This is a genomic window from Escherichia sp. TC-EC600-tetX4, assembly GCF_019356055.1.
In the GTDB taxonomy this organism is placed as follows: Bacteria; Pseudomonadota; Gammaproteobacteria; order Enterobacterales; family Enterobacteriaceae.
Map to the genome: position 1 here is coordinate 2,712,923 of NZ_CP079924.1, position 21,400 is coordinate 2,734,322.

Genomic DNA, 21,400 nt, shown 5'->3' on the forward strand with positions numbered 1-21,400 from the left:
AGCGCATCAGGCATTGATGCTCGACTGTCGGATGCGGCGTGGACGCCTTATCCGACCCACAGAATTCGGAGCGCATCAGGTACCGGCAAGGTTACCTGATGCGACGAGGGCATTTACCCGAGGGTTTTGAACGCTTTAATGCGCTGTAAATGCGGGGAGATATTCTTGAATTTGTGCGTCTGCTCTTCGTCCCAGACAATCTCGTAATAATGATGCAACTCTTCAGATGTCCGCTGGCTGTTAAGCGCTTCATCATTACGCGACAAAATCACCAGGCAACGATCGCGATTCTTCTCACGGAAGTTGGTCACACACTTAGTGGCAATATCGGCATACTCTTCCGGGCGATCAATCTTGCCTTCCATGTTCTCATAAGGGAACAAATTAGGGTTGAAGATCACCTGGCGGATGTCGCAAAGAAAACCAATCCGTTCCGCCCAGTATCCGCCCAAGCCAACGCCGCAAATTAGCGGACGCTCGTCAACGTTCAGTTGCAACATTTTGTCCACTTCTTTAAGCAGATGCTGCATATCATGTTTCGGATGCCGCGTACTGTAGCTTATCAAGCGTACATCCGGGTCAATAAACTGCAATTGTAAGACTTTCTCGTGGTTACCCGGACTGTTAGAGTCAAAACCGTGTAAATAGATAATCATCGCTTCCTCACATAAGCCAGGGTTAGTGACCTGCTTTCTCTTCCTGCCAGCGTTCATGTAACTGATTCAGACGGGTGCTGATCGCTTTCCAGCGAGCCGAGTCCATCAGTTCCTGTCGCGAAAATGAACCTTTATGATACAAACGTGTAACACGTTCTGCCTTGATCGGTGACAGATTATCTAACACGCTGACGGCCCCTTTACGATTATTGCAGACCAGGATCATATCGCAACCCGCATCCAGTGAAGCCTGCCCGCGTTCGGCATAACTGCCCATAATCGCGGCACCTTCCATCGATAAATCGTCAGAGAAAATCACGCCGTCAAAACCCAGTTCCTGACGCAAAACGGTTTTCAGCCAGTAGGGAGAACCGCTCGCCGGACGCGGATCAACATCACTGTAGATCACATGCGCAGGCATAATGGCGTCGAGTTTATTTTCGCGGATTAAGGAACTGAAGACCGACATATCTTTAGCGCGAATCTCCGCTTGTGGACGTGGATCGCACGGTGTTTCTTTGTGTGAGTCTGCCGTTACTGCACCGTGTCCTGGGAAGTGTTTCCCGGTCGTTTTCATTCCGGCTTCATGCATACCATCAATAAACCGGCTGGCAATTGCCAGGGCTTTTTGTGGATCGGCATGATAAGAACGCTCGCCAATCGCCGCGCTGATATGCCCGACATCCAGCACAGGCGCAAAGCTGATATCAATATCCATAGCGATCATTTCGCTGGCCATCAACCAACCTGCCTCCTGCGCCAGTTTGCCACCCTCTTCCATTCCTGACAGCGCAGCGAATGATTGCGCCGCTGGCAAGCGGGTAAAACCTTCACGAAAACGCTGCACGCGTCCACCTTCCTGATCAACCGCCACCACCAGACGATTGCGCGAAGCTGCGCGGATCTGGCGCACCAGTTCACGTAACTGGGCAGGATCATGATAGTTACGCGTAAAGAGAATCAGCCCTCCCACCAGCGGATGCGCCAGTATTTCACGCTCTTCCGCGTCCAGTTCGTAACCTTCGACATCCAACATTACTGGACCCACACTGCTCTCCTTATTGTTTTATTAATAGCTGCCGCCAGGTGTCATCGGCCAGCCTGATAAATTGTTGATCGCCGGTTTGTCGCCAGCGGTACTCAAACCACCCTGCTTTGAGCATCAGCAGCCAGGGAAACCATCGCCTGACCTGACGCCATAATTGCGCCGGATAAATCTTCGCGCGAGTGGCATAGTCATTGACCAATTGCCGGTGCTGTTCAGTATTTTCCACCCACACCGCCGCCAGTTCCAGCGCGATATCACCATCTCCGGCATACTCCCAGTCGATGAGTTTTAACCCTGACGCGCTATGCACTAAATTTCCGGCGTGGACATCCATATGCAATGGACTTAAGCGTAAAGGCCGTGGTTCCCGCGCTTTGCGCAGACGTTTTAACATTCGCAGCCAACCCACTGTCCGCCGCGCCGGATCGCTTTGCTGCCAGTACAGTTCCAGTAACGGCAACAGCGTTATTCGCCAGCCAAAACGTGGTTGTTGATGTAGATAATACAGCAAGCCTGCCAGTTCGTTGGTATCCGGCAAATACGTTTTTACCGCGCCGGGCAGATAGTCGACTACCATCCAGTCACGGAGATATAAATGCGGCTTCGGTGCAATGCATGCGGGTAGTTGTGATAAAGCCCGATACTGGCGCAAGAACGCGGACTGCGGCGCATCAGGATCGTGCGGCTGACGCACAACAAAACGCTGGCCCTGATGTTCAATGAGAAAACTCCCGCCACTAAGCCCACTATTAAACGTCGTGACGGGATGATACTGCGGGAAAAAGCGCGACAGCAATTCGTCGCGCGTGATGGGATTATTGCTGCGAAACGGCACCTTTACCTGACCAGATAATTTCGCCCGTCTGCACCAGCATCAGCTGCATTTGTAGGGTCGGAGCGTTAACGTTGCCAGAGGCGCTGGAGTACAGCACGTAATGAGCGCCGACATTGCGGGCAATGCCTATGGCTTTACTACGGGTGCCTAAACTGTCCTGCGGCGACAAACCTAACTGTTGCTTCGCCATCGACAGTTGCTGGGCGGAAACCAGGGTAAATTTCCCGTTATTAGCCAGCGCATTTCGCAGCGTTTCGGTCGCTTCTGCGGCATTCAGCGAACCGTTAGTACGGTTGTTAACGCTATCAACCAGCAGGACGCTACCCGCAGTCACCCCGTCAGCCCCAAGCATCTTACTGACCATCGGCTGCATTGCGCCATTCCAGTCATAATGGCGAATATGCGGCGCAGGCGGTGCAGTTTGATCTTCGTGCTCAATTGGGCCTGGCTGCTGCGGGATCGTCGGCACCGAGGGCACTGTGGGGACAGGCTGTTGTGGCTCGGCTGGTTGTTCCGGCGCTGGTTTCACTTCTTCTACCGGTGCAGGTTCACGTTGCCCCACACACCCGGCGAGAAACATCGCCAGCGCGGTAATCAAGGCGTAGCGACTCATTTTTGTCATCAAGATTCACCCCTTACAAATATAGATAAAGTCTGACTTTGTGCGCCCCCAGAAAATTGGCGCTGCCGTACAGCGTTACCGCCGAATGTGCGGGAATGGTAACGCTGCGTGGCCTTTCCAGAGGATGCATCTCCAGCCCTCTGGCGTCATACCAGTAAAAACGATAATGAACGGTAACGGGTTCTTGCCTTTCGTTATAAAGCGTTGAGGATGCTGAAGGTTGAATATCAGACGTCGAAAGGAAGGGCTTTTCTGCACTGATGCCCGCAGCCAATAAAGATGACTCCATCACCAGCGATTGCTCATCATTCACCGGAATTTCCGGATGTGAACGACAGCCCACCAGCAGTAACAACACCAGAGACACCAGCCCAAAGCATCCTTTTCTCATCGTTACAGACCTTTATGCGCCAGCATTGGTCCCAGCGGACGGCCACCCAACAAGTGCATATGGATGTGGTAAACCTCTTGTCCGCCATGGCGGTTGGTATTCATGATCAGACGATAGCCATCTTCGGCAATACCTTCTTGCTCAGCAATTTTTGCCGCTACGGTGATCATGCGTCCCAGCGCCTGCTCATGCTCAGCTGAGACGTCGTTCACAGTCGGAATGAGGATATTCGGAATGATCAGAATATGCGTTGGCGCTTGCGGCGAAATATCGCGAAACGCCGTTACCAGATCATCCTGGTAGACGATATCGGAGGGGATCTCACGACGAATAATTTTGCTGAATATAGTTTCTTCTGCCACGACATTTTCCTTTTTCAAATAGCCATGCGTTGCGCCATGCTACGCCGCGCCACACTGCGAGTATAGAGTATGGTCGAGTTAAACCTGCTCTTTCAACCTTAACTCACGATTTCTTAAGCAAAAAATCGTTTTGCTGCCGTATATATCGCCATTATTCCCATTTCTGCCTGCGAATGCGCTGAAAAGACATTCTCTGTTTGGTTTACATGACAAATATGAATGCGTATATTTCTCATTTGCATTTACAAACAAAATTATTCGCACACTAAATATAATCGCTCATCACCCTCCTCCGGCATGAGCCTGACGACAACATAAACCAAGAGATTTCAAATGCTTTCAACACAATTTAACAGGGATAATCAATATCAAGCCATCACCAAACCGTCACTACTTGCCGGTTGCATAGCACTGGCACTATTACCTTCTGCCGCTTTTGCTGCACCAGCCACTGAAGAAACGGTGATTGTTGAGGGTTCAGCCACAGCTCCAGATGATGGCGAAAATGATTACAGCGTAACGTCTACCTCTGCGGGTACCAAAATGCAGATGACTCAACGTGATATTCCTCAGTCGGTCACTATTGTTAGCCAGCAGCGGATGGAAGATCAGCAGTTACAAACGCTGGGCGAAGTGATGGAAAACACGCTGGGGATCAGCAAAAGTCAGGCGGATTCCGATCGTGCTCTTTATTATTCCCGCGGATTCCAGATCGATAACTATATGGTTGATGGTATCCCCACCTATTTTGAATCGCGCTGGAATCTGGGCGACGCACTTTCTGATATGGCACTCTTTGAACGCGTAGAAGTAGTGCGTGGCGCGACAGGACTCATGACCGGGACGGGTAATCCATCTGCGGCAATTAATATGGTTCGAAAACACGCGACCAGTCGTGAATTTAAAGGCGATGTCTCGGCGGAATACGGTAGCTGGAACAAAGAACGGTATGTGGCGGATTTACAAAGCCCACTCACCGAAGACGGTAAAATCCGCGCGCGAATTGTCGGCGGCTACCAGAATAACGACTCATGGCTGGACCGCTACAACAGTGAAAAGACCTTCTTCTCGGGCATTGTCGATGCTGATTTAGGCGATCTTACGACGCTTTCAGCCGGTTACGAATATCAGCGCATTGATGTTAATAGCCCTACCTGGGGCGGTTTACCGCGCTGGAATACTGATGGCAGCAGCAACAGTTACGATCGCGCACGCAGTACCGCACCTGACTGGGCGTACAACGATAAAGAGATCAACAAGGTCTTTATGACCCTGAAGCAGCAGTTTGCTGATACCTGGCAAGCGACACTGAATGCCACCCACTCTGAAGTCGAATTTGACAGCAAAATGATGTATGTCGATGCCTATGTAAACAAAGCGGATGGTATGCTGGTTGGGCCATACAGTAATTATGGACCTGGCTTTGATTATGTCGGCGGCACCGGTTGGAACAGTGGCAAACGTAAAGTTGATGCGCTGGATTTGTTCGCTGACGGTAGTTATGAATTGTTTGGTCGTCAGCACAATCTAATGTTTGGTGGCAGTTACAGCAAACAAAACAATCGTTACTTCAGTTCATGGGCCAACATCTTCCCGGATGAAATTGGCAGTTTCTACAACTTTAATGGCAATTTCCCACAAACCGACTGGTCACCACAGAGCCTGGCGCAGGACGATACCACACATATGAAATCGTTATATGCTGCCACTCGTGTCACCCTTGCCGATCCGCTGCATCTGATCCTCGGCGCACGTTATACCAACTGGCGGGTTGATACGCTGACTTACAGCATGGAGAAAAACCACACCACGCCTTACGCTGGTCTGGTGTTTGACATCAATGACAACTGGTCGACCTACGCCAGCTATACCTCTATTTTCCAGCCGCAAAATGATCGTGACAGTTCAGGCAAATATCTGGCTCCAATCACCGGTAACAACTACGAGCTGGGTCTGAAATCGGACTGGATGAATAGCCGTCTGACCACCACGTTAGCCATCTTCCGTATTGAGCAGGATAATGTCGCTCAGTCCACCGGTACACCTATCCCCGGCAGCAACGGCGAAACCGCCTATAAAGCGGTGGATGGGACAGTCAGTAAAGGGGTGGAATTTGAACTCAACGGCGCAATTACCGACAACTGGCAGCTGACATTTGGCGCAACGCGCTATATTGCAGAGGATAACGAAGGAAACGCCGTTAATCCTAATCTGCCACGCACCACGGTTAAAATGTTCACCAGCTATCGGTTGCCTGTCATGCCAGAGTTGACGGTCGGCGGTGGTGTTAACTGGCAAAATCGCGTGTATACCGACACCGTGACGCCGTATGGCACCTTCCGCGCCGAGCAAGGTAGCTACGCGCTGGTGGATCTCTTCACCCGCTACCAGGTGACGAAAAACTTCTCGTTACAGGGGAACGTCAATAACCTGTTCGACAAAACCTACGATACCAACGTGGAAGGTTCTATCGTCTACGGCACACCGCGTAATTTCAGCATTACCGGCACGTATCAATTCTGAATAACACCTGTAAAAAAGGCAGCCATCTGGCTGCCTTAGTCTCCCCAACGTCTTACGGATTAGTGGTTACGGATGTACTCATCCATCTCGGTTTTCAGGTTATCGGATTTAGTACCGAAAATCGCCTGAACACCAGAACCAGCAACCACTACGCCCGCTGCGCCCAGTTTCTTCAGGCCGGCCTGATCCACTTTAGACACATCAGCAACGCTGACGCGCAGACGGGTAATACATGCGTCGAGGTTAGTAATGTTTTCTTTACCACCAAATGCAGCAACCAGAGCCGGTGCCATTTCGCTGGTACCTGTCGCTTTTGCATCTTCAGTCGCGTCTTCACGACCCGGCGTTTTCAGATCCAGTGCTTTAATCAGCACGCGGAAGATGGTGTAGTAAACAATCGCATAACCGATACCGACGATCGGGAACAGCCACAGTTTGCTGCTGTTACCAGACAGAACGATGAAGTCGATCAGACCGTGCGAGAACGACGTACCGTCACGCATCCCCAGAAGAATACAGATTGGGAATGCCAGGCCTGCCAGAATCGCGTGGATGATGTACAGGATCGGCGCAACGAACATGAAGGAGAACTCGATCGGCTCGGTGATACCGGTCAGGAACGAGGTCAGCGCCGCGGAGATCATAATACCGCCCACTTTCGCGCGGTTTTCTGGTTTAGCAGAGTGCCAGATAGCAATTGCGGCAGCTGGCAGACCGTACATTTTGAACAGGAAGCCACCAGACAGTTTACCCGCAGTCGGGTCACCCGCCATATAACGCGGAATGTCGCCGTGGAAAACCTGACCTGCTGCGTTGGTGTATTCACCAATCTGCATCTGGAAAGGTACGTTCCAGATGTGGTGCAGACCAAACGGTACCAGGCAACGTTCGATGAAACCGTAAATGCCAAACGCAACTACCGGGTTCTGGTAAGCAGCCCACTGAGAGAAGGTCTGGATTGCAGAACCAATCGGCGGCCAAATGAAGGACAGCACAACGCCAGTAAAGATGGCAGCCAGGCCAGAAATGATCGGCACAAAGCGTTTACCGGCAAAGAAGCCAAGATACTCAGGCAGCTTAATACGGTAGAAACGGTTAAACATGTACGCTGCGATCGCACCGGAGATAATCCCTCCGAGTACGCCAGTATCCGCCAGGTGTTTAGAGGCGATTTCTTCAGCAGGTAAATGCAGTACCAGTGGCGCAACCACGGCCATGGTTTTAACCATGATGCCATAGGCAACAACTGCGGCCAGCGCGGATACGCCATCGTTATTGGTAAAGCCGAGGGCGACACCGATCGCAAAAATCAGTGGCATGTTTGCAAAGACGGAACCGCCTGCTTCTGCCATAACATGCGATACAACGGCGGGCAGCCAGCTGAAATTCGCGGAACCGACGCCCAGCAGAATACCTGCGATAGGCAGTACGGATACCGGCAGCATCAGCGATTTACCGACCTTTTGCAGGTTAGCAAATGCATTCTTAAACATAATTGAGAGTGCTCCTGAGTATGGGTGCTTTTTTTACGTTCTCACGCGTGGCAAGGGGGGAGAGCCTCGCCGTGTACAGGGCATCTAAGCGCCCTTTATTTATTACACAGAGTAAAATAATTCAGTGCCAATTTGTTTGACGGCTATCACGTTTCAACTTCAGATCATTGGAGAAGTTGCACATTTTGACAAAACATATGTCACAATATTTCAAACGTGGTTATTCACCGCCCAATTTTCGGCGGTGAACTTTACTCGTTTTAGCCATTAATTACGAGCTTTAAAAAAACTCATTCAACGGATGGATTGAAGGCGGGAAGCGTCGATGTGAAACAGACGGGCGAAGTTATCGGTGGTTACCTGCGCCAGTTCTTCAACGGCAACACCTTTCAACACAGCCATGTATTCTGCAACGTCACGAACCATCGCAGGTTGATTCTCTTTTCCTCGATGCGGTACCGGCGCAAGGTAAGGTGAGTCAGTTTCCACCAGTAACCGATCCAGGGGGACATAACGCGCAGCATCGCGCAGTTGCTCCGCATTACGGAAGGTCACAATGCCGGAAAAGGAGATGTAAAATCCGAGATCCAGTAATTTACCCGCCGTTTCTCTGTCCTCTGTAAAACAGTGTAGTACGCCACCGCAATCCGTCACTTTTTCTTCGCGCAGAATTGCCAGCGTATCGGCACGGGCGTCACGGGTATGGACGATAACCGGCTTGTTCAGTTCACGACCAATCTGGATATGATGGATGAAGGACTCTTGCTGACGTACTTTAGTTTCCGGCGTGTAATAATAATCCAGCCCGGTTTCACCCAGCGCTACAACACCCTCTTCTGCCGCCAGACGGCGTAAATCTTCTACATCGTAGGGATCATTCTGGTTGAGTGGATGCACGCCACAAGAAAATACGACGTTGTCACGTTCGCCTACCAGATCCCGCATATGTAAATAACCCGGTAATGTTGTGGCGACTGCCAGACAAAATTTCACATCGCGTGCGGCGGCTTTCGCCAGAACGTCATCCACGTCCTTATGCAAAGATTCATAATCCAGACCATCGAGATGGCAGTGTGAGTCGACTAAAAACATGATGTCTCTCTTAAAGATGAGGAACCGGTAGCACAACGCCCGGTTGCAGGTAATGCTCAATACGCAGTAAAAGATCGGTGATGAGAAGCTCGCGGTTGATGCCTGTAACAGACATTAACTGTTCACGAATGTGGCAAACATCCCCCAGTATAGCCTGCAGGCGCGAGGGAGAAAGATGGTTTGCCAGTTCGGCGACCAGGCCCGGCACATCAACATTGGTCACCTGCGCAGCACCATGATGGCGTTTTAGCGCATCCATCAGCAACGTTGCCAGCCAGTGTAAACGCGCCGGAGCTTGTTCATGATTAAGGGCCGCTAGCAGCGAATACCAGTCGCCCGATGGCACGCTATATGCCAACGCCTGACACAATGTTTCACGAGCCTGCCAGTTATCTCCCTGAAACAACGCCAGTGCCGCGCCAGGCGAACCGGCGCTTAAGCGCAATGCGGCAAGTAATGCATCCTGTGACATTGTCACTTCGCGTGAAAGCCAGGTCACGGCGTACTGTTCCGGCGGCGGCGCAAGGTAATGTAACCGACAACGACTACGTAATGTTGCCAGTAAACGTTCAGGCTCGCGGGTAGCCAGGAAAAACCAAGTTTCTGCTGGTGGCTCTTCAAGCGTTTTCAGCAATGCGTTAGCCGCGGCGTCGGTTAGTAAGGCAGCATCGGTTACCCAAACGACTTTCGCACCACCTAAGCGTGCGTGCTCATTCAGCTTTTCGGTGACCTCACGTACCGCATCAACGCCCAGCGTATTTTTTCCTTTTTCGGGAGCCAGGGTGTAGTAATCGGGATGCGTGCCAGCCTGCATCAACTGACATCCACGACAGTGACCGCAACTTTTGTGGCCCTGCGGTTGTTGGCAGAGTAAATAACGGCTCAGGGCGTAGATTAAAGCATCATCGCCCATGCCCGGTAACGCCTGAATGAGTAGCGCATGGTGACCTCTTCCGGCCTGATAGCTGGCTACCAGTTTTTCGAAATCAGGTCGTAACCATGGATACCATCTCATGCGTCCAACTCCTTCACCCAGTGGGTCACGGTAGTGCGGATTGCATCCATCACGGCCTCCAGCGGCTGGGTGGCATCAATGGTATGAATGCTTTTATCTTGTGCTGCCAGTTCCAGATAGCGGGCGCGGGTGCGATTAAAGAAATCGAAAGATTCTTGCTCAATACGATCCAGCTCGCCGCGCGCACGCGCGCGTTTTAAGCCAACTTCCGGGGTAACATCGAGATAGAGCGTTAAGTCGGGGCGAAAATCCCCGAGAACAGCATCACGCAGTGTTGCCAGCATATGTTGGTCAATACCACGTCCGCCGCCCTGATACGCCTGAGTGGAGAGATCGTGGCGATCGCCAATCACCCAGGTGCCGTTAGCCAGAGCTGGTTTGATGACCGTTTCTACCAGTTGAACGCGCGCGGCATAAAACATCAGAACTTCGGCTTTATCGGTAATGACTTCATCGCCTACCGATTTGATATCCAGCACCAGGCTTCTTAACTTTTCGGCAAGTTGCGTACCGCCAGGTTCCCGAGTGAAAACCATGTCGCGGATACCCAGTTGCTCGAGCGTCTCAACCACCACATTACGCGCGGTAGTTTTGCCTGCGCCTTCCAGCCCCTCAATGACGATATACTTACTGCGCATTTTTTTCCTTAAGCACTTTCAGATAATCCTGCACAGACTTGTTATGACTGGCAAGATTGGTATTAAACGTGTGACCACCTTTACCATCGGCCACAAAATAGAGATACGGCGTTTTTGCCGGATGCGCAGCAGCCTTCAGCGAATCCGCCCCCGGCGTCGCTATCGCACCTGGCGGCAGACCGGTAATGGTATAGGTGTTATACGCTGTCGGCGTTTCCAGGTCTGCACGAGAAAGTTTGCCATTATAACGCTCTCCCATCCCGTAAATCACGGTCGGGTCGGTCTGCAGGCGCATACCAATGCGTAAACGGTTGATAAATACTGAGGCAACCTTATCGCGTTCACTGGCAACGGCGGTTTCTTTTTCGATAATTGATGCCATCGTCACCAACTGGTTTTTATCTTTATAAGGCAGACCGTCCGCACGCCCTTCCCAGGCGCTATCGACCGCTTTCACCATTTTCTTGTGCGCTCGCTTGAGTAACGCGACATCGGTGGTATTGGCGGTATACATCCAGGTGTCTGGCCAGAACCAACCTTCAATCCACTCCGGGTTTTCCAGTTCAAGTGCCTGCGCTACGGTGGCGTACTTATCATCGCTCAGCGTATGCTTGATATACGGGGCCTCACGCAATTGCTTGAGGTAATCGCTCAGACGCATCCCTTCTACCAGTCGCAGAGGGAACTGTGCTTCTTTACCGCTTTCCAGCAATTTCAGCATCTCGCGCACGGTCATCTGCGGTGTAAAGCGGTAAGTCCCGGCTTTAAAGTGAGAAAGATCCGGTTCGATACGCAGCAGCCATTGAAAAACCCGTGGACGATTGATGATCTTATCGGCATAAAGCTGTTCACCGAGCGCCAGACGTCCGGTCCCTGGCTTCAGGGTAAATATCGTCTCTTCTTTGATAAGCAATTTGCTGTCGGCAAGATGGCGAACCTTCCAGACGCCCACACCAGCGGCGATACCCAGTACCACCAGCAATAACAAGATTATCAATAACACTTTTTTCATGACTAATTCGGGCGCTCACAAAGTGGGGCTAAATATTCATATAACGTTGCTGACGAAAAGGAGACATCGCCACAGGCACATACGGGCATCACTGGCATTAACGCATTACAAATAACCATCTCATCTGCCTGCAACGACTCTTCCAGAGAGGCTTGCACTTCGACAAGCTGATAAGAGGATTGTGCCAGCAAACGGATACAGAATTGTCGCATAATGCCGTTAACACCTGCCTGATCCAGTCGCGGCGTATAAACTACGTTGCCCTTCCGCCAGAACAAATTAGCCGCACAGCATTCCGTAACCCACCCTTCGCTGTCAAGGACCAGCGCCTCATCAGCGTTTGTCTGCTCAAGATGAGAGCGAATCAATACTTGCTCAAGACGATTGAGATGTTTAATACCTGCAAGATGAGGATTGCGCCCCAGCCGCACCGGGCTTAGCGCCAACGTAATCCCCTCGTTACGCAAACGGTCGTAATGTGCAGGATAAGCCGTAACGGAGAGAATCCGCGTTGCCGGTCCGCTGTTCAATGTGCTGTACCCTCGCCCGCCACTACCGCGACTGATCACGACTTTCAGCACACCATTTTGCTGTTCTGCTGCCAGCGTTTTCATCTCTTGTTCAAGCTGAGGCCAGAAGTCACAGGAAATCATCAACCGCTGACAAGCATCCTGTAGTCGCTGGATATGCGCCGATAACAAACTGACTTTACCGTCGATAACTCTGGCGGTGGTAAAACAACCATCACCAAACTGCGTTGCCCGATCGCTTACTGCCAGCGATTCCTGCTTATGACCGTTAATTAAGAACATACCGGCTCCTTATCAGAGAATTGTTAGTGTGGCAGCATGTTCACTACGGAACAAGTCGGAATAAAAGCTAAGAAAAAAGGCCCGCAAGCGGACCTTTTATAAGGGTGGAAAATGACAACTTAGATCTTTTTAAAGATCAAAGAACCATTAGTGCCACCGAAGCCGAAGGAGTTACACAGAGTGTATTCCATTCCGCTAACCTGACGCGCTTCGTGCGGTACGAAATCCAGATCGCAACCTTCATCCGGGTTATCCAGGTTGATGGTTGGCGGAACAGCCTGATCGCGCAGCGCCAGGATGGAGTAGATAGATTCTACTGCACCCGCCGCACCTAACAGGTGACCGGTCATAGATTTCGTGGAGCTTACCAACACACGGCTTGCAGCTTCACCGAAGATGGTTTTCACCGCCTGCGCTTCAGCTTTATCGCCAGCCGGCGTAGAAGTACCGTGCGCGTTAACGTAGCCAATCTGACTCGCTTCAATGCCTGCATCACGCAGAGCATTTGCCATCGCCAGAGCTGCGCCTGCGCCATTTTCTGGCGGTGACGTCATATGATAAGCATCGCTGCTCATACCAAAGCCGACGAGTTCAGCGTAAATTTTCGCACCGCGTTTTTTCGCGTGTTCGTACTCTTCAAGTACCAGCATACCGGCACCATCGCCCAGTACGAAACCATCACGCTCTTTATCCCACGGGCGGCTCGCCGCTTGCGGGTTATCATTGCGGGTAGATAATGCACGTGCCGCGCCAAAACCACCAACGCCCAGCGGCGTACTGGCTTTCTCTGCGCCACCTGCAACCATCACGTCAGCATCGCCATACGCGATAATACGCGCAGCATGGCCAATGTTGTGCACGCCGGAAGTACAGGCAGTCGCGATAGAGATGCTCGGGCCACGCAGGCCATACATGATAGTCAGATGACCTGCCACCATGTTCACAATCGTTGACGGAACGAAGAATGGGCTGATCTTACGTGGACCACCGTTCATCAGAGATGTGTGGTTTTCTTCGATCAGTCCGAGGCCGCCAATCCCGGAGCCAATTGCGGCACCAATGCGGGTTGCGTTCTCTTCCGTTATTTCAAGGCCAGAATCCTGCATGGCCTGAACGCCAGCGACAATTCCATATTGAATGAAGGCATCCATCTTGCGCTGTTCTTTGCGCGAGATAATGTCCTCACAGTTAAAATCCTTTACTAAGCCAGCAAATTTCGTTGCATAGGCGCTAGTATCGAAATGGTCGATTAGGCTGATGCCACTCTGACCGGCAAGCAGAGCTTTCCAGGTAGACTCTACGGTATTGCCGACAGGAGACAACATGCCCAGTCCGGTCACAACTACACGACGCTTAGACACGTTTGTCCTCCAGGGAGGGAAAAAATGATTCTAGTGGGACAAAAAGATAAAACTCAGGCGGTCGAACGACCGCCTGGAGATGTTCACTTACGCCTGGTGGCCGTTGATGTAATCAATGGCAGCCTGAACGGTGGTGATTTTCTCAGCTTCTTCGTCCGGAATCTCAGTATCAAACTCTTCTTCCAGAGCCATTACCAGCTCAACGGTGTCAAGAGAATCCGCGCCCAGGTCTTCAACGAAAGAAGCATTGTTGGTAACTTCTTCCTGCTTAACGCCCAGCTGTTCGCCGATAATTTTCTTAACGCGTTCTTCGATAGTGCTCATACTCTTAAATTTCCTATCAAAACTCGCTTTCGCGATGGTTTTCGTAGTGTATAAAATGTTGAAAAATTTGCAACTAAATCCCGGCAGGTCTTACCACGATTTTACGTTATTTTGAGGCCTTACCCCCCAATAACGCAAATCATTTTGCACTAATTATTACTCATAACCACGCAGACTGCGCGCAACATGAGCATTTTGTGCAAATCGCGGTCAGACCATGTACATCCCGCCGTTCACATGCAAAGTTTCACCCGTGATGTAAGCTGCTTCGTCGGATGCCAGGAATGCAACCGCGTTGGCGATTTCCTGTGCGCCGCCGAGGCGACCCGCAGGAACCTGCGCCAGGATACCCGCACGCTGGTCATCGCTCAGCGCACGTGTCATGTCCGTTTCAATAAAGCCCGGAGCAACAACGTTTACAGTAATACCGCGTGACGCAACTTCGCGCGCCAGTGATTTACTGAAGCCGATCAAGCCCGCTTTCGCCGCAGCGTAGTTGGCCTGACCGCCATTTCCCATGGTACCAACCACAGAACCGATAGTGATAATACGACCATGACGCTTTTTCATCATAGCGCGCATTACCGCTTTTGACAGACGGAAAACAGATGAAAGGTTGGTTTCGATAATATCGTTCCACTCTTCATCTTTCATTCGCATTAACAGGTTATCACGAGTGATACCGGCATTATTGACCAGGATATCCACTTCACCAAATTCTGCGCGAATTTTTTCCAGAACAGATTCGATAGATGCCGGGTCGGTCACATTCAACATCAGACCTTTGCCGTTGGCACCTAAATAATCACTGATCGCCTGAGCGCCATTTTCACTGGTCGCAGTGCCAATAACTTTCGCGCCACGGGCTGCGAGCGTTTCAGCAATTGCGCGGCCAATTCCGCGGCTTGCACCGGTTACCAGTGCGATTTTTCCTTCAAAATTCATGATTTTCCTCTTTTAAAGCTCGAGCGCCGCTGCCATCGCTGAAGGTTCGTTCAGCGCCGAGGCGGTCAGGGTGTCGACAATGCGTTTCGTCAGGCCAGTAAGCACTTTGCCCGGGCCGACTTCATAGAGATGTTCTACGCCTTGCGCTGCCATGTACTCAACAGACTTCGTCCACTGAACCGGGTTATACAACTGACGTACCAGTGCGTCACGGATGGCATCACCATTGGTTTCGCATTTCACATCAACGTTATTCACAACAGGAACTGTTGGTGCGTTAAAGGTGATTTTCGCTAATTCTACTGCCAGTTTGTCGGCTGCTGGTTTCATCAGCGCACAGTGAGACGGTACGCTCACTGGTAACGGCAGCGCGCGTTTTGCGCCCGCCGCTTTACAGGCAGCGCCAGCACGCTCAACCGCTTCTTTATGACCGGCAATAACCACCTGTCCCGGAGAGTTAAAGTTTACCGGAGAAACGACCTGACCTTCTGCAGCTTCTTCACACGCTTTCGCAATAGACGCATCATCCAGACCGATGATTGCCGCCATAGCGCCCGTGCCTTCCGGTACGGCTTCTTGCATGAACTTGCCGCGCATCTCAACCAGACGCACCGCATCAGCGAAATCAATCACACCAGCGCAAACCAGCGCGGAGTATTCCCCCAGGCTGTGACCGGCCATCATTGCCGGTGCTTTACCGCCCTGCTGCTGCCATACGCGATACAGCGCAACAGATGCAGTCAACAGCGCAGGCTGAGTTTGCCAGGTTTTATTCAGTTCTTCAGCTGGCCCCTGCTGGGTCAGCGCCCACAGGTCGTAGCCCAGCGCCGCAGAAGCTTCAGCAAACGTTTCTTCGACAATTGGATAGCTCGCCGCCATATCAGCCAGCATTCCAACGGTTTGAGAACCCTGTCCAGGGAACACAAATGCAAATTGCGTCATGTTTTAATCCTTATCCTAGAAACGAACCAGCGCGGAGCCCCAGGTGAATCCACCGCCAAAGGCTTCAAGCAGAACCAACTGCCCCGGCTTAATGCGCCCGTCGCGTACAGCTTCATCCAGCGCGCACGGGACAGAGGCCGCAGAGGTATTACCGTGGCGATCCAGCGTCACCACGACATTATCCATAGACATACCGAGTTTTTTCGCCGTTGCACTGATAATACGCAGGTTAGCCTGATGCGGAACCAGCCAGTCCAGTTGAGAACGGTCAAGATTATTCGCCGCCAGCGTCTCATCAACGATGTGCGCCAGTTCCGTTACCGCAACCTTGAAGACTTCGTTGCCCGCCATCGTCAGATGAATTGAATTCTCTGGATTCACGCGGTCGGCGTTTGGCAGCGTCAGCAATTCACCATAACTACCGTCGGCATGCAGATGGGTGGAAATGATTCCCGGCTCTTCAGAGGCAGCCAGCACCGCAGCGCCCGCGCCATCGCCAAAAATAATAATAGTCCCACGATCGGTTGGATCGCAGGTGCGCGCCAGTACATCGGAACCGACGACCAGAGCATACTTCACCGCCCCAGATTTCACGTATTGATCGGCTACGCTTAATGCATAGGTGAAACCTGCGCAGGCTGCTGCAACGTCAAATGCCGGGCAACCTTTAATGCCCAACATGCTTTGAATCTGACAAGCTGCGCTCGGGAAAGCGTGCGTAGCAGAAGTCGTTGCCACAACGATCAGGCCAATCTAGTCTTTCTCAATGCCCGCCATCTCAATTGCGCGTGTCGCCGCTTCAAAGCCCATGGTTGAAACGGTTTCGTTTGGCGCGGCAATGTGGCGTTCGCGGATACCGGTACGAGTGACAATCCACTCGTCAGAGGTGTCCACCATTTTTTCCAAATCGGCGTTTGTCCGCACTTGTTCGGGCAGATAGCTGCCAGTACCAATAATCTTCGTATACATGTACGCTCAGTCACTTTTCGGTTATATACCGTCACTTGCAAACTGCGAGTTCGCTGGCAGCGTCCTGCTACCGCAGAGTTCCGCTTTTGCCACCGTCCAGCAGCTCAAAACCAGCTGGGTATACAGATTCCAGGCGAGCGGCAATTCGCTGAGGAACTTGTCGCTGCACCGCCTGCACTGCCTGTTCAATCGCGACCGCAAAAGCTCGCTGATTGGCTGCACCATGACTTTTTATCACCGTGCCGCGCAATCCTAACAGACAGGCGCCGTTATACTGGTCGGGGTTGAGGTGACTGAATCGCCTCGTCAGGCTCTTTTGTAGCCAACGCTTTAATAACAGTAGCCACCACGACCGTTTTTTCCCTTCACCCTGAGATTTCAGCAGAGAAAGGAACATCCTGACAACACCTTCCATCGTCTTTAATGTGACATTTCCTGTAAAGCCGTCACAAACCAGCACATCTGTCTTGCCAGTTAACAACTCATTGGCTTCAAGATAGCCGATATAATTGATAGAAGGGATTGTTTTAAGCACCGCTGAGGCATCCCGAATACTGTCGAGACCCTTTACTTCTTCTTCACCAATATTGAGCAACGCCACGCGAGGATTGGGAATTTCCACCACCTCTTCAGCCAGAACTGAGCCCATAATGGCAAATTGCACCAGCATTGTGCTGTCACAATCGACGTTGGCCCCTAAGTCAAGGACCACCGTTTTGCCCTTTTGCTGATGTGGTAATACCGTCACCAGCGCCGGACGCTCAATCCCCTCCAGGGGCTTGAGTAATAATTTTGCCAGCCCCATCAGCGCCCCGGTATTACCGGCACTGACACAGGCTTGCGCTCGACCTTCTTTCACCAGCTCCAGGGCCACGCGCATTGAACTCCCACGACTGGCGCGGATAGCTTGCGAAGGCCGGGCATCACTGGCGATAACTGACTGCGCAGGAATAATCTGCAGACGCGAACGTTGTTCAAAGTCAGCTTTAGCAAGTAATGGCGTGATGGCGTCGGAATTGCCGACTAAAAGAAGAGTGAGTTGCGAATTAGAATTCAGTGCCTGCAATGCTGCAGGCACTGTCACGGAAGGGCCAAAATCCCCTCCCATGACATCTAACGCCAGGGTTAGACGTGTCAAGGTATCGTCGCCGCCCGGTTTGGTCTTTCCCCAGTTGCCTGGGGAAAATCCTCACTAAGCTTCATCACGCAGATGCGTGATTACTTAGCGATGACCTTGCGGCCGCGGTAGTAACCGTCGGCAGTGATGTGGTGACGCAGGTGTTTTTCACCAGAAGTTTTGTCTACAGACAGGCTGGTGACTGCGGTCAGCGCGTCATGGGAACGACGCATGCCACGTTTGGAACGGGTTGGTTTATTCTGTTGTACGGCCATGGACCTTACTCCTCAATTACGGTTTATCCCCGATCCAACGGGGAGCACCAATTACTTACGCTTTAAGCTGGCTAATACGGCAAATGGGTTTGGCTTTTGCGCTTCTTCAGGCAGTTCACCAAAGACCATGTCCGCTTCGGACACTTCACAGTGTTCAGAATCATGCACCGGAACTACCGGCAAGGCGAGGATGATTTCATCTTCAACCATTGCAAGCAGATCGATTTCACCGAATTCGTTAACCTCAATCGGTTCATACGCTTCCGGCAGTGCTTCAGCCTGTTCGTCTGAACGCACAGGACTAAAACAATACGTTGTGTAGACCTGATGAGTAAACGGCTTCCCGCAACGCTGACACTCGAGCGTTACCGTCACCTTCGCATCGCCGTTTAACACTGCGAGACGTTGGTTATCGATAGCGAACGACATGGAGCATTCCACATCACTGTCCACACTGACTACGGATTCGGCGACGCGCTCAACCTGATCAGGGGTATAGATACCCTGGTAATCAAGGCGTTTTTGAGCCGTACGAACCGGATCGAGAGTCAGGGGTAATTTTACCTTTTGCATAGGGCGCGCATATTAACTTTGTAACGTCATAGAGTCAAAGAAAAAGGCAGCCTGTGGTTGCCTTTTGCCAATAATTCGCACACATTGCGGGTTACTGCTTTATTTTCGTTCAGTGCTGATAACAAACATCAACCTGCAAAACGAAGCGCATAGTTTAAAATGGCTATCATCAATACGCTATATCTGATGGAAAAAAATATGCCTAAACTTATTTTAGCCTCCACCTCGCCATGGCGTCGCGCTCTTCTGGAAAAACTGCAAATCTCTTTTGAATGTGCAGCACCAGAGGTCGACGAAACCCCACGCAGCGACGAATCACCGCGACAGTTGGTGCTTCGACTGGCACAAGAAAAAGCGCAATCTCTGGCGTCACGTTATCCGGATCATTTAATTATTGGTTCAGACCAGGTATGTGTTCTTGATGGCGAAATCACCGGTAAACCGTTAACGGAAGAAAATGCCCGTCTGCAATTACGCAAAGCCAGCGGCAATATCGTCACCTTCTATACTGGACTGGCGTTGTTTAATTCGGCGAATGGGCATCTGCAAACAGAAGTGGAGCCTTTTGACGTCCATTTCCGTCACCTGAGCGAGGCGGAGATTGATAATTACGTGCGTAAAGAGCATCCCCTGCACTGCGCGGGTAGCTTTAAGAGTGAAGGATTTGGCATTACGCTGTTTGAGCGTTTAGAGGGGCGTGATCCTAACACGCTGGTTGGTTTACCGCTAATCGCGCTGTGTCAGATGTTACGTCGGGAAGGGAAAAACCCGCTGATGGGATAGTTTTTTGCGCCGGATGTGGTTACGTCGCATCCGGCAATCGGTGCTGGCGGCCTGATGCGGCGTAAACGCCTTATCAGGCCAACCGCCCATTATCAGGTTTATATGCTTGTATTAGCGCGCGTTACGCAGCTTTTGCAAACAACGCTTCAAACCTTCATCCATCGGAGCTTCGATACGCATCACCTCACCGGTCCCCGGATGAGTAAACTTCAACGCTGCAGCGTGCAGGAACAGGCGATTTAATCCCGTGCCTGCTTCAGTGAGCTGCCTGTCAAATTCACGGTCACCGTAGCGATCGTCAAAGGCAATCGGATGACCCGCATATTGTGTATGCACACGGATCTGGTGAGTACGCCCTGTTACCGGGCTACAACGCACCAGGGTGGCAAATGCATAGCGTTCTTCCACTTTAAAGCGTGTTTCCGACGGTTTGCCTTCCTGACTCACACGCACGATACGTTCGCCGCTTTGCAGAATATTTTTCAGTAACGGTGCTTGAACGCTCTTCACATGCGACTGCCACTGACCGCGCACCAGCGCCAGGTAATCTTTTTGCATCCCTTTTTCACGTAATTGCTCATGCAGAGAACGCAACGCCGAGCGTTTTTTCGCTACCAGCAAAACACCTGAGGTGTCCCGGTCAAGACGATGAACCAGTTCAAGGAACCGCGCTTCCGGGCGCAACGCCCGCAAACCTTCAATAACGCCGAAGCTTAAACCACTGCCGCCATGTACCGCCGTACCGGAAGGTTTATTCAGCACCAGGATGTGATCATCTTCATATAAGATGACGTCCGCCAGCGCCGCCACCTTTTGCAGATGTGGCGAAACCGCCTCTTCTTCCCGCTCAGCAACGCGAACCGGTGGAATACGCACCTCATCACCCGCTTCGAGTTTATATTCAGGCTTAATACGTTTTTTGTTCACCCGCACTTCGCCTTTACGCAAAATACGGTAAATCATACTTTTTGGTACGCCTTTCAATTGGGTACGCAAAAAGTTATCGATACGTTGCCCCGCTTCGTCAGCGGTGATAGCAACAATTTTTACGGATGGAGTCTCTGTTTTCATGGTTGGCGATTCTAATTAGCCAACAGGATTCGCGCCACTCATTTTTCTATGCTTATATTTACTTTTGCACCTTATTACTTCACTGCGTGATCACTTTATTGATGGTTATTAAACCAATCACCAGCAAGAAGTGAAAAAACTGTGAGTAAGCGGGTGATAAATGGTAAAAGTCATCTTGCTATAACAAGGCTTGCAGTGGAATAATGAGGCCGTTTCCGTGTCCATCCTTGTTAAAACAAGAAATTTTACGGAATAACCCATTTTGCCCGACCGATCATCCACGCAGCAATGGCGTAAGACGTATTGATCTTTCAGGCAGTTAGCGGGCTGCGGGTTGCAGTCCTTACCGGTAGATGGAAATATTTCTGGAGAGTAATACCCAGTCTGTTTCTTTGATAATTGCGCTGTTTTTCCGCATGAAAAACGGGCAACCGACACTCTGCGCCTCTTTGAGCTGACGATAACCGTGAGGTTGGCGACGCGACTAGACACGAGGCCATCGGTTCACACCCGGAAAGGCGTTACTTTGCCCGCAGCTTAG

At 51.3% G+C, this 21,400-nt stretch carries 22 protein-coding genes and 1 pseudogene; 2 read left to right on the plus strand and 21 right to left on the minus strand.

Going from position 1 to position 21,400, the window contains the following annotated elements:
* Nucleotides 1-113: 113 nt before the first annotated feature.
* The 6 genes from ycfP to hinT are packed head-to-tail and all read right to left on the minus strand — an operon-like array spanning nucleotide 114 to nucleotide 3,914.
* Nucleotides 114-656 carry an alpha/beta hydrolase YcfP gene (ycfP, locus tag KXD89_RS13230; RefSeq protein ID WP_000587933.1) on the minus strand — a complete coding sequence of 181 codons (543 nt, stop codon included), beginning with the start codon at nucleotides 654-656 and terminating at the stop codon, nucleotides 114-116.
* Between the two features lie 22 nt (nucleotides 657-678).
* Nucleotides 679-1,704: a beta-N-acetylhexosaminidase gene (gene nagZ / locus KXD89_RS13235; RefSeq protein WP_000529320.1), complete on the minus strand. Its 1,026-nt coding sequence runs from the start codon at nucleotides 1,702-1,704 to the stop codon at nucleotides 679-681.
* Nucleotides 1,705-1,714: 10 nt separating this feature from the next.
* On the minus strand, nucleotides 1,715-2,539 hold the full coding sequence (gene thiK / locus KXD89_RS13240) for a thiamine kinase (RefSeq protein WP_001116592.1): 825 nt from the start codon (nucleotides 2,537-2,539) through the stop codon (nucleotides 1,715-1,717).
* Nucleotides 2,520-3,161: a penicillin-binding protein activator LpoB gene (gene lpoB, locus KXD89_RS13245; RefSeq protein WP_000164439.1), complete on the minus strand. Its 642-nt coding sequence runs from the start codon at nucleotides 3,159-3,161 to the stop codon at nucleotides 2,520-2,522. The genes thiK and lpoB overlap by 20 nt, the downstream gene beginning before the upstream one ends.
* Before the next feature lie 13 nt (nucleotides 3,162-3,174).
* Nucleotides 3,175-3,552 (minus strand): YcfL family protein, encoded by a 378-nt coding sequence (locus tag KXD89_RS13250; protein ID WP_001225295.1) that lies wholly within the window; start codon nucleotides 3,550-3,552, stop codon nucleotides 3,175-3,177.
* 2 nt (nucleotides 3,553-3,554) lie between these two features.
* Nucleotides 3,555-3,914, minus strand: coding sequence for a purine nucleoside phosphoramidase (gene hinT, locus KXD89_RS13255; protein WP_000807125.1), 360 nt, complete (start codon nucleotides 3,912-3,914; stop codon nucleotides 3,555-3,557).
* Nucleotides 3,915-4,247: 333 nt separating this feature from the next.
* On the opposite strand from hinT, the gene fhuE reads away from it, so the two are divergent.
* Nucleotides 4,248-6,437, plus strand: coding sequence for a ferric-rhodotorulic acid/ferric-coprogen receptor FhuE (gene fhuE / locus KXD89_RS13260; protein ID WP_000953441.1), 2,190 nt, complete (start codon nucleotides 4,248-4,250; stop codon nucleotides 6,435-6,437).
* A gap of 59 nt (nucleotides 6,438-6,496) precedes the next feature.
* On the opposite strand, the gene ptsG is transcribed toward fhuE, so the two are convergent.
* The 14 genes and pseudogenes from ptsG to yceD form a co-directional block, all read right to left on the minus strand.
* On the minus strand, nucleotides 6,497-7,930 hold the full coding sequence (gene ptsG, locus KXD89_RS13265) for a PTS glucose transporter subunit IIBC (RefSeq protein WP_000475719.1): 1,434 nt from the start codon (nucleotides 7,928-7,930) through the stop codon (nucleotides 6,497-6,499).
* A 294-nt stretch (nucleotides 7,931-8,224) separates the two neighbouring features.
* Nucleotides 8,225-9,022, minus strand: coding sequence for a metal-dependent hydrolase (locus KXD89_RS13270; RefSeq protein WP_000480245.1), 798 nt, complete (start codon nucleotides 9,020-9,022; stop codon nucleotides 8,225-8,227).
* Between the two features lie 10 nt (nucleotides 9,023-9,032).
* Nucleotides 9,033-10,037 carry a DNA polymerase III subunit delta' gene (gene holB / locus KXD89_RS13275; protein WP_001267956.1) on the minus strand — a complete coding sequence of 335 codons (1,005 nt, stop codon included), beginning with the start codon at nucleotides 10,035-10,037 and terminating at the stop codon, nucleotides 9,033-9,035.
* The gene (gene tmk, locus KXD89_RS13280) at nucleotides 10,034-10,675 is read right to left on the minus strand and encodes a dTMP kinase (RefSeq protein ID WP_001257000.1); all 642 of its coding nucleotides are present in this window, start codon (nucleotides 10,673-10,675) and stop codon (nucleotides 10,034-10,036) included. The genes holB and tmk overlap by 4 nt, the downstream gene beginning before the upstream one ends.
* Nucleotides 10,665-11,687: a cell division protein YceG gene (gene yceG / locus KXD89_RS13285; RefSeq protein WP_000756827.1), complete on the minus strand. Its 1,023-nt coding sequence runs from the start codon at nucleotides 11,685-11,687 to the stop codon at nucleotides 10,665-10,667. The genes tmk and yceG overlap by 11 nt, the downstream gene beginning before the upstream one ends.
* A 2-nt stretch (nucleotides 11,688-11,689) precedes the next feature.
* Nucleotides 11,690-12,499, minus strand: a complete 810-nt coding sequence (pabC, locus tag KXD89_RS13290; protein WP_000478681.1) for an aminodeoxychorismate lyase — start codon at nucleotides 12,497-12,499, stop codon at nucleotides 11,690-11,692.
* A 119-nt stretch (nucleotides 12,500-12,618) separates the two neighbouring features.
* Entirely contained in the window at nucleotides 12,619-13,860 is a 1,242-nt protein-coding gene (gene fabF, locus KXD89_RS13295; RefSeq protein ID WP_000044679.1) for a beta-ketoacyl-ACP synthase II, read from the minus strand.
* A gap of 87 nt (nucleotides 13,861-13,947) precedes the next feature.
* Nucleotides 13,948-14,184, minus strand: a complete 237-nt coding sequence (gene acpP / locus KXD89_RS13300) for an acyl carrier protein (protein WP_000103754.1) — start codon at nucleotides 14,182-14,184, stop codon at nucleotides 13,948-13,950.
* Nucleotides 14,185-14,394: 210 nt separating this feature from the next.
* On the minus strand, nucleotides 14,395-15,129 hold the full coding sequence (fabG, locus tag KXD89_RS13305) for a 3-oxoacyl-ACP reductase FabG (protein ID WP_001008535.1): 735 nt from the start codon (nucleotides 15,127-15,129) through the stop codon (nucleotides 14,395-14,397).
* A gap of 12 nt (nucleotides 15,130-15,141) precedes the next feature.
* Entirely contained in the window at nucleotides 15,142-16,071 is a 930-nt protein-coding gene (fabD, locus tag KXD89_RS13310) for an ACP S-malonyltransferase (RefSeq protein ID WP_000191372.1), read from the minus strand.
* Nucleotides 16,072-16,086: 15 nt separating this feature from the next.
* Nucleotides 16,087-17,040, minus strand: a pseudogene (gene fabH, locus KXD89_RS13315) (beta-ketoacyl-ACP synthase III).
* A gap of 67 nt (nucleotides 17,041-17,107) precedes the next feature.
* Nucleotides 17,108-18,178 (minus strand): phosphate acyltransferase PlsX, encoded by a 1,071-nt coding sequence (plsX, locus tag KXD89_RS13320; protein WP_000197597.1) that lies wholly within the window; start codon nucleotides 18,176-18,178, stop codon nucleotides 17,108-17,110.
* Nucleotides 18,179-18,258: 80 nt separating this feature from the next.
* Nucleotides 18,259-18,432 carry a 50S ribosomal protein L32 gene (rpmF, locus tag KXD89_RS13325; RefSeq protein ID WP_000290727.1) on the minus strand — a complete coding sequence of 58 codons (174 nt, stop codon included), beginning with the start codon at nucleotides 18,430-18,432 and terminating at the stop codon, nucleotides 18,259-18,261.
* Between the two features lie 51 nt (nucleotides 18,433-18,483).
* Nucleotides 18,484-19,005, minus strand: a complete 522-nt coding sequence (gene yceD, locus KXD89_RS13330) for a 23S rRNA accumulation protein YceD (RefSeq protein ID WP_001174481.1) — start codon at nucleotides 19,003-19,005, stop codon at nucleotides 18,484-18,486.
* 198 nt (nucleotides 19,006-19,203) lie between these two features.
* Between yceD and yceF the strand changes: the two genes are divergently transcribed.
* A complete protein-coding gene (yceF, locus tag KXD89_RS13335; RefSeq protein WP_001125202.1) occupies nucleotides 19,204-19,788 on the plus strand; it encodes a 7-methyl-GTP pyrophosphatase in 585 nt (194 codons plus the stop codon).
* 111 nt (nucleotides 19,789-19,899) lie between these two features.
* Here yceF and rluC read toward each other — a convergent pair whose 3' ends face one another.
* The gene (gene rluC / locus KXD89_RS13340; protein WP_000846343.1) at nucleotides 19,900-20,859 is read right to left on the minus strand and encodes a 23S rRNA pseudouridine(955/2504/2580) synthase RluC; all 960 of its coding nucleotides are present in this window, start codon (nucleotides 20,857-20,859) and stop codon (nucleotides 19,900-19,902) included.
* Between the last annotated feature and the right edge of the window lie 541 nt (nucleotides 20,860-21,400).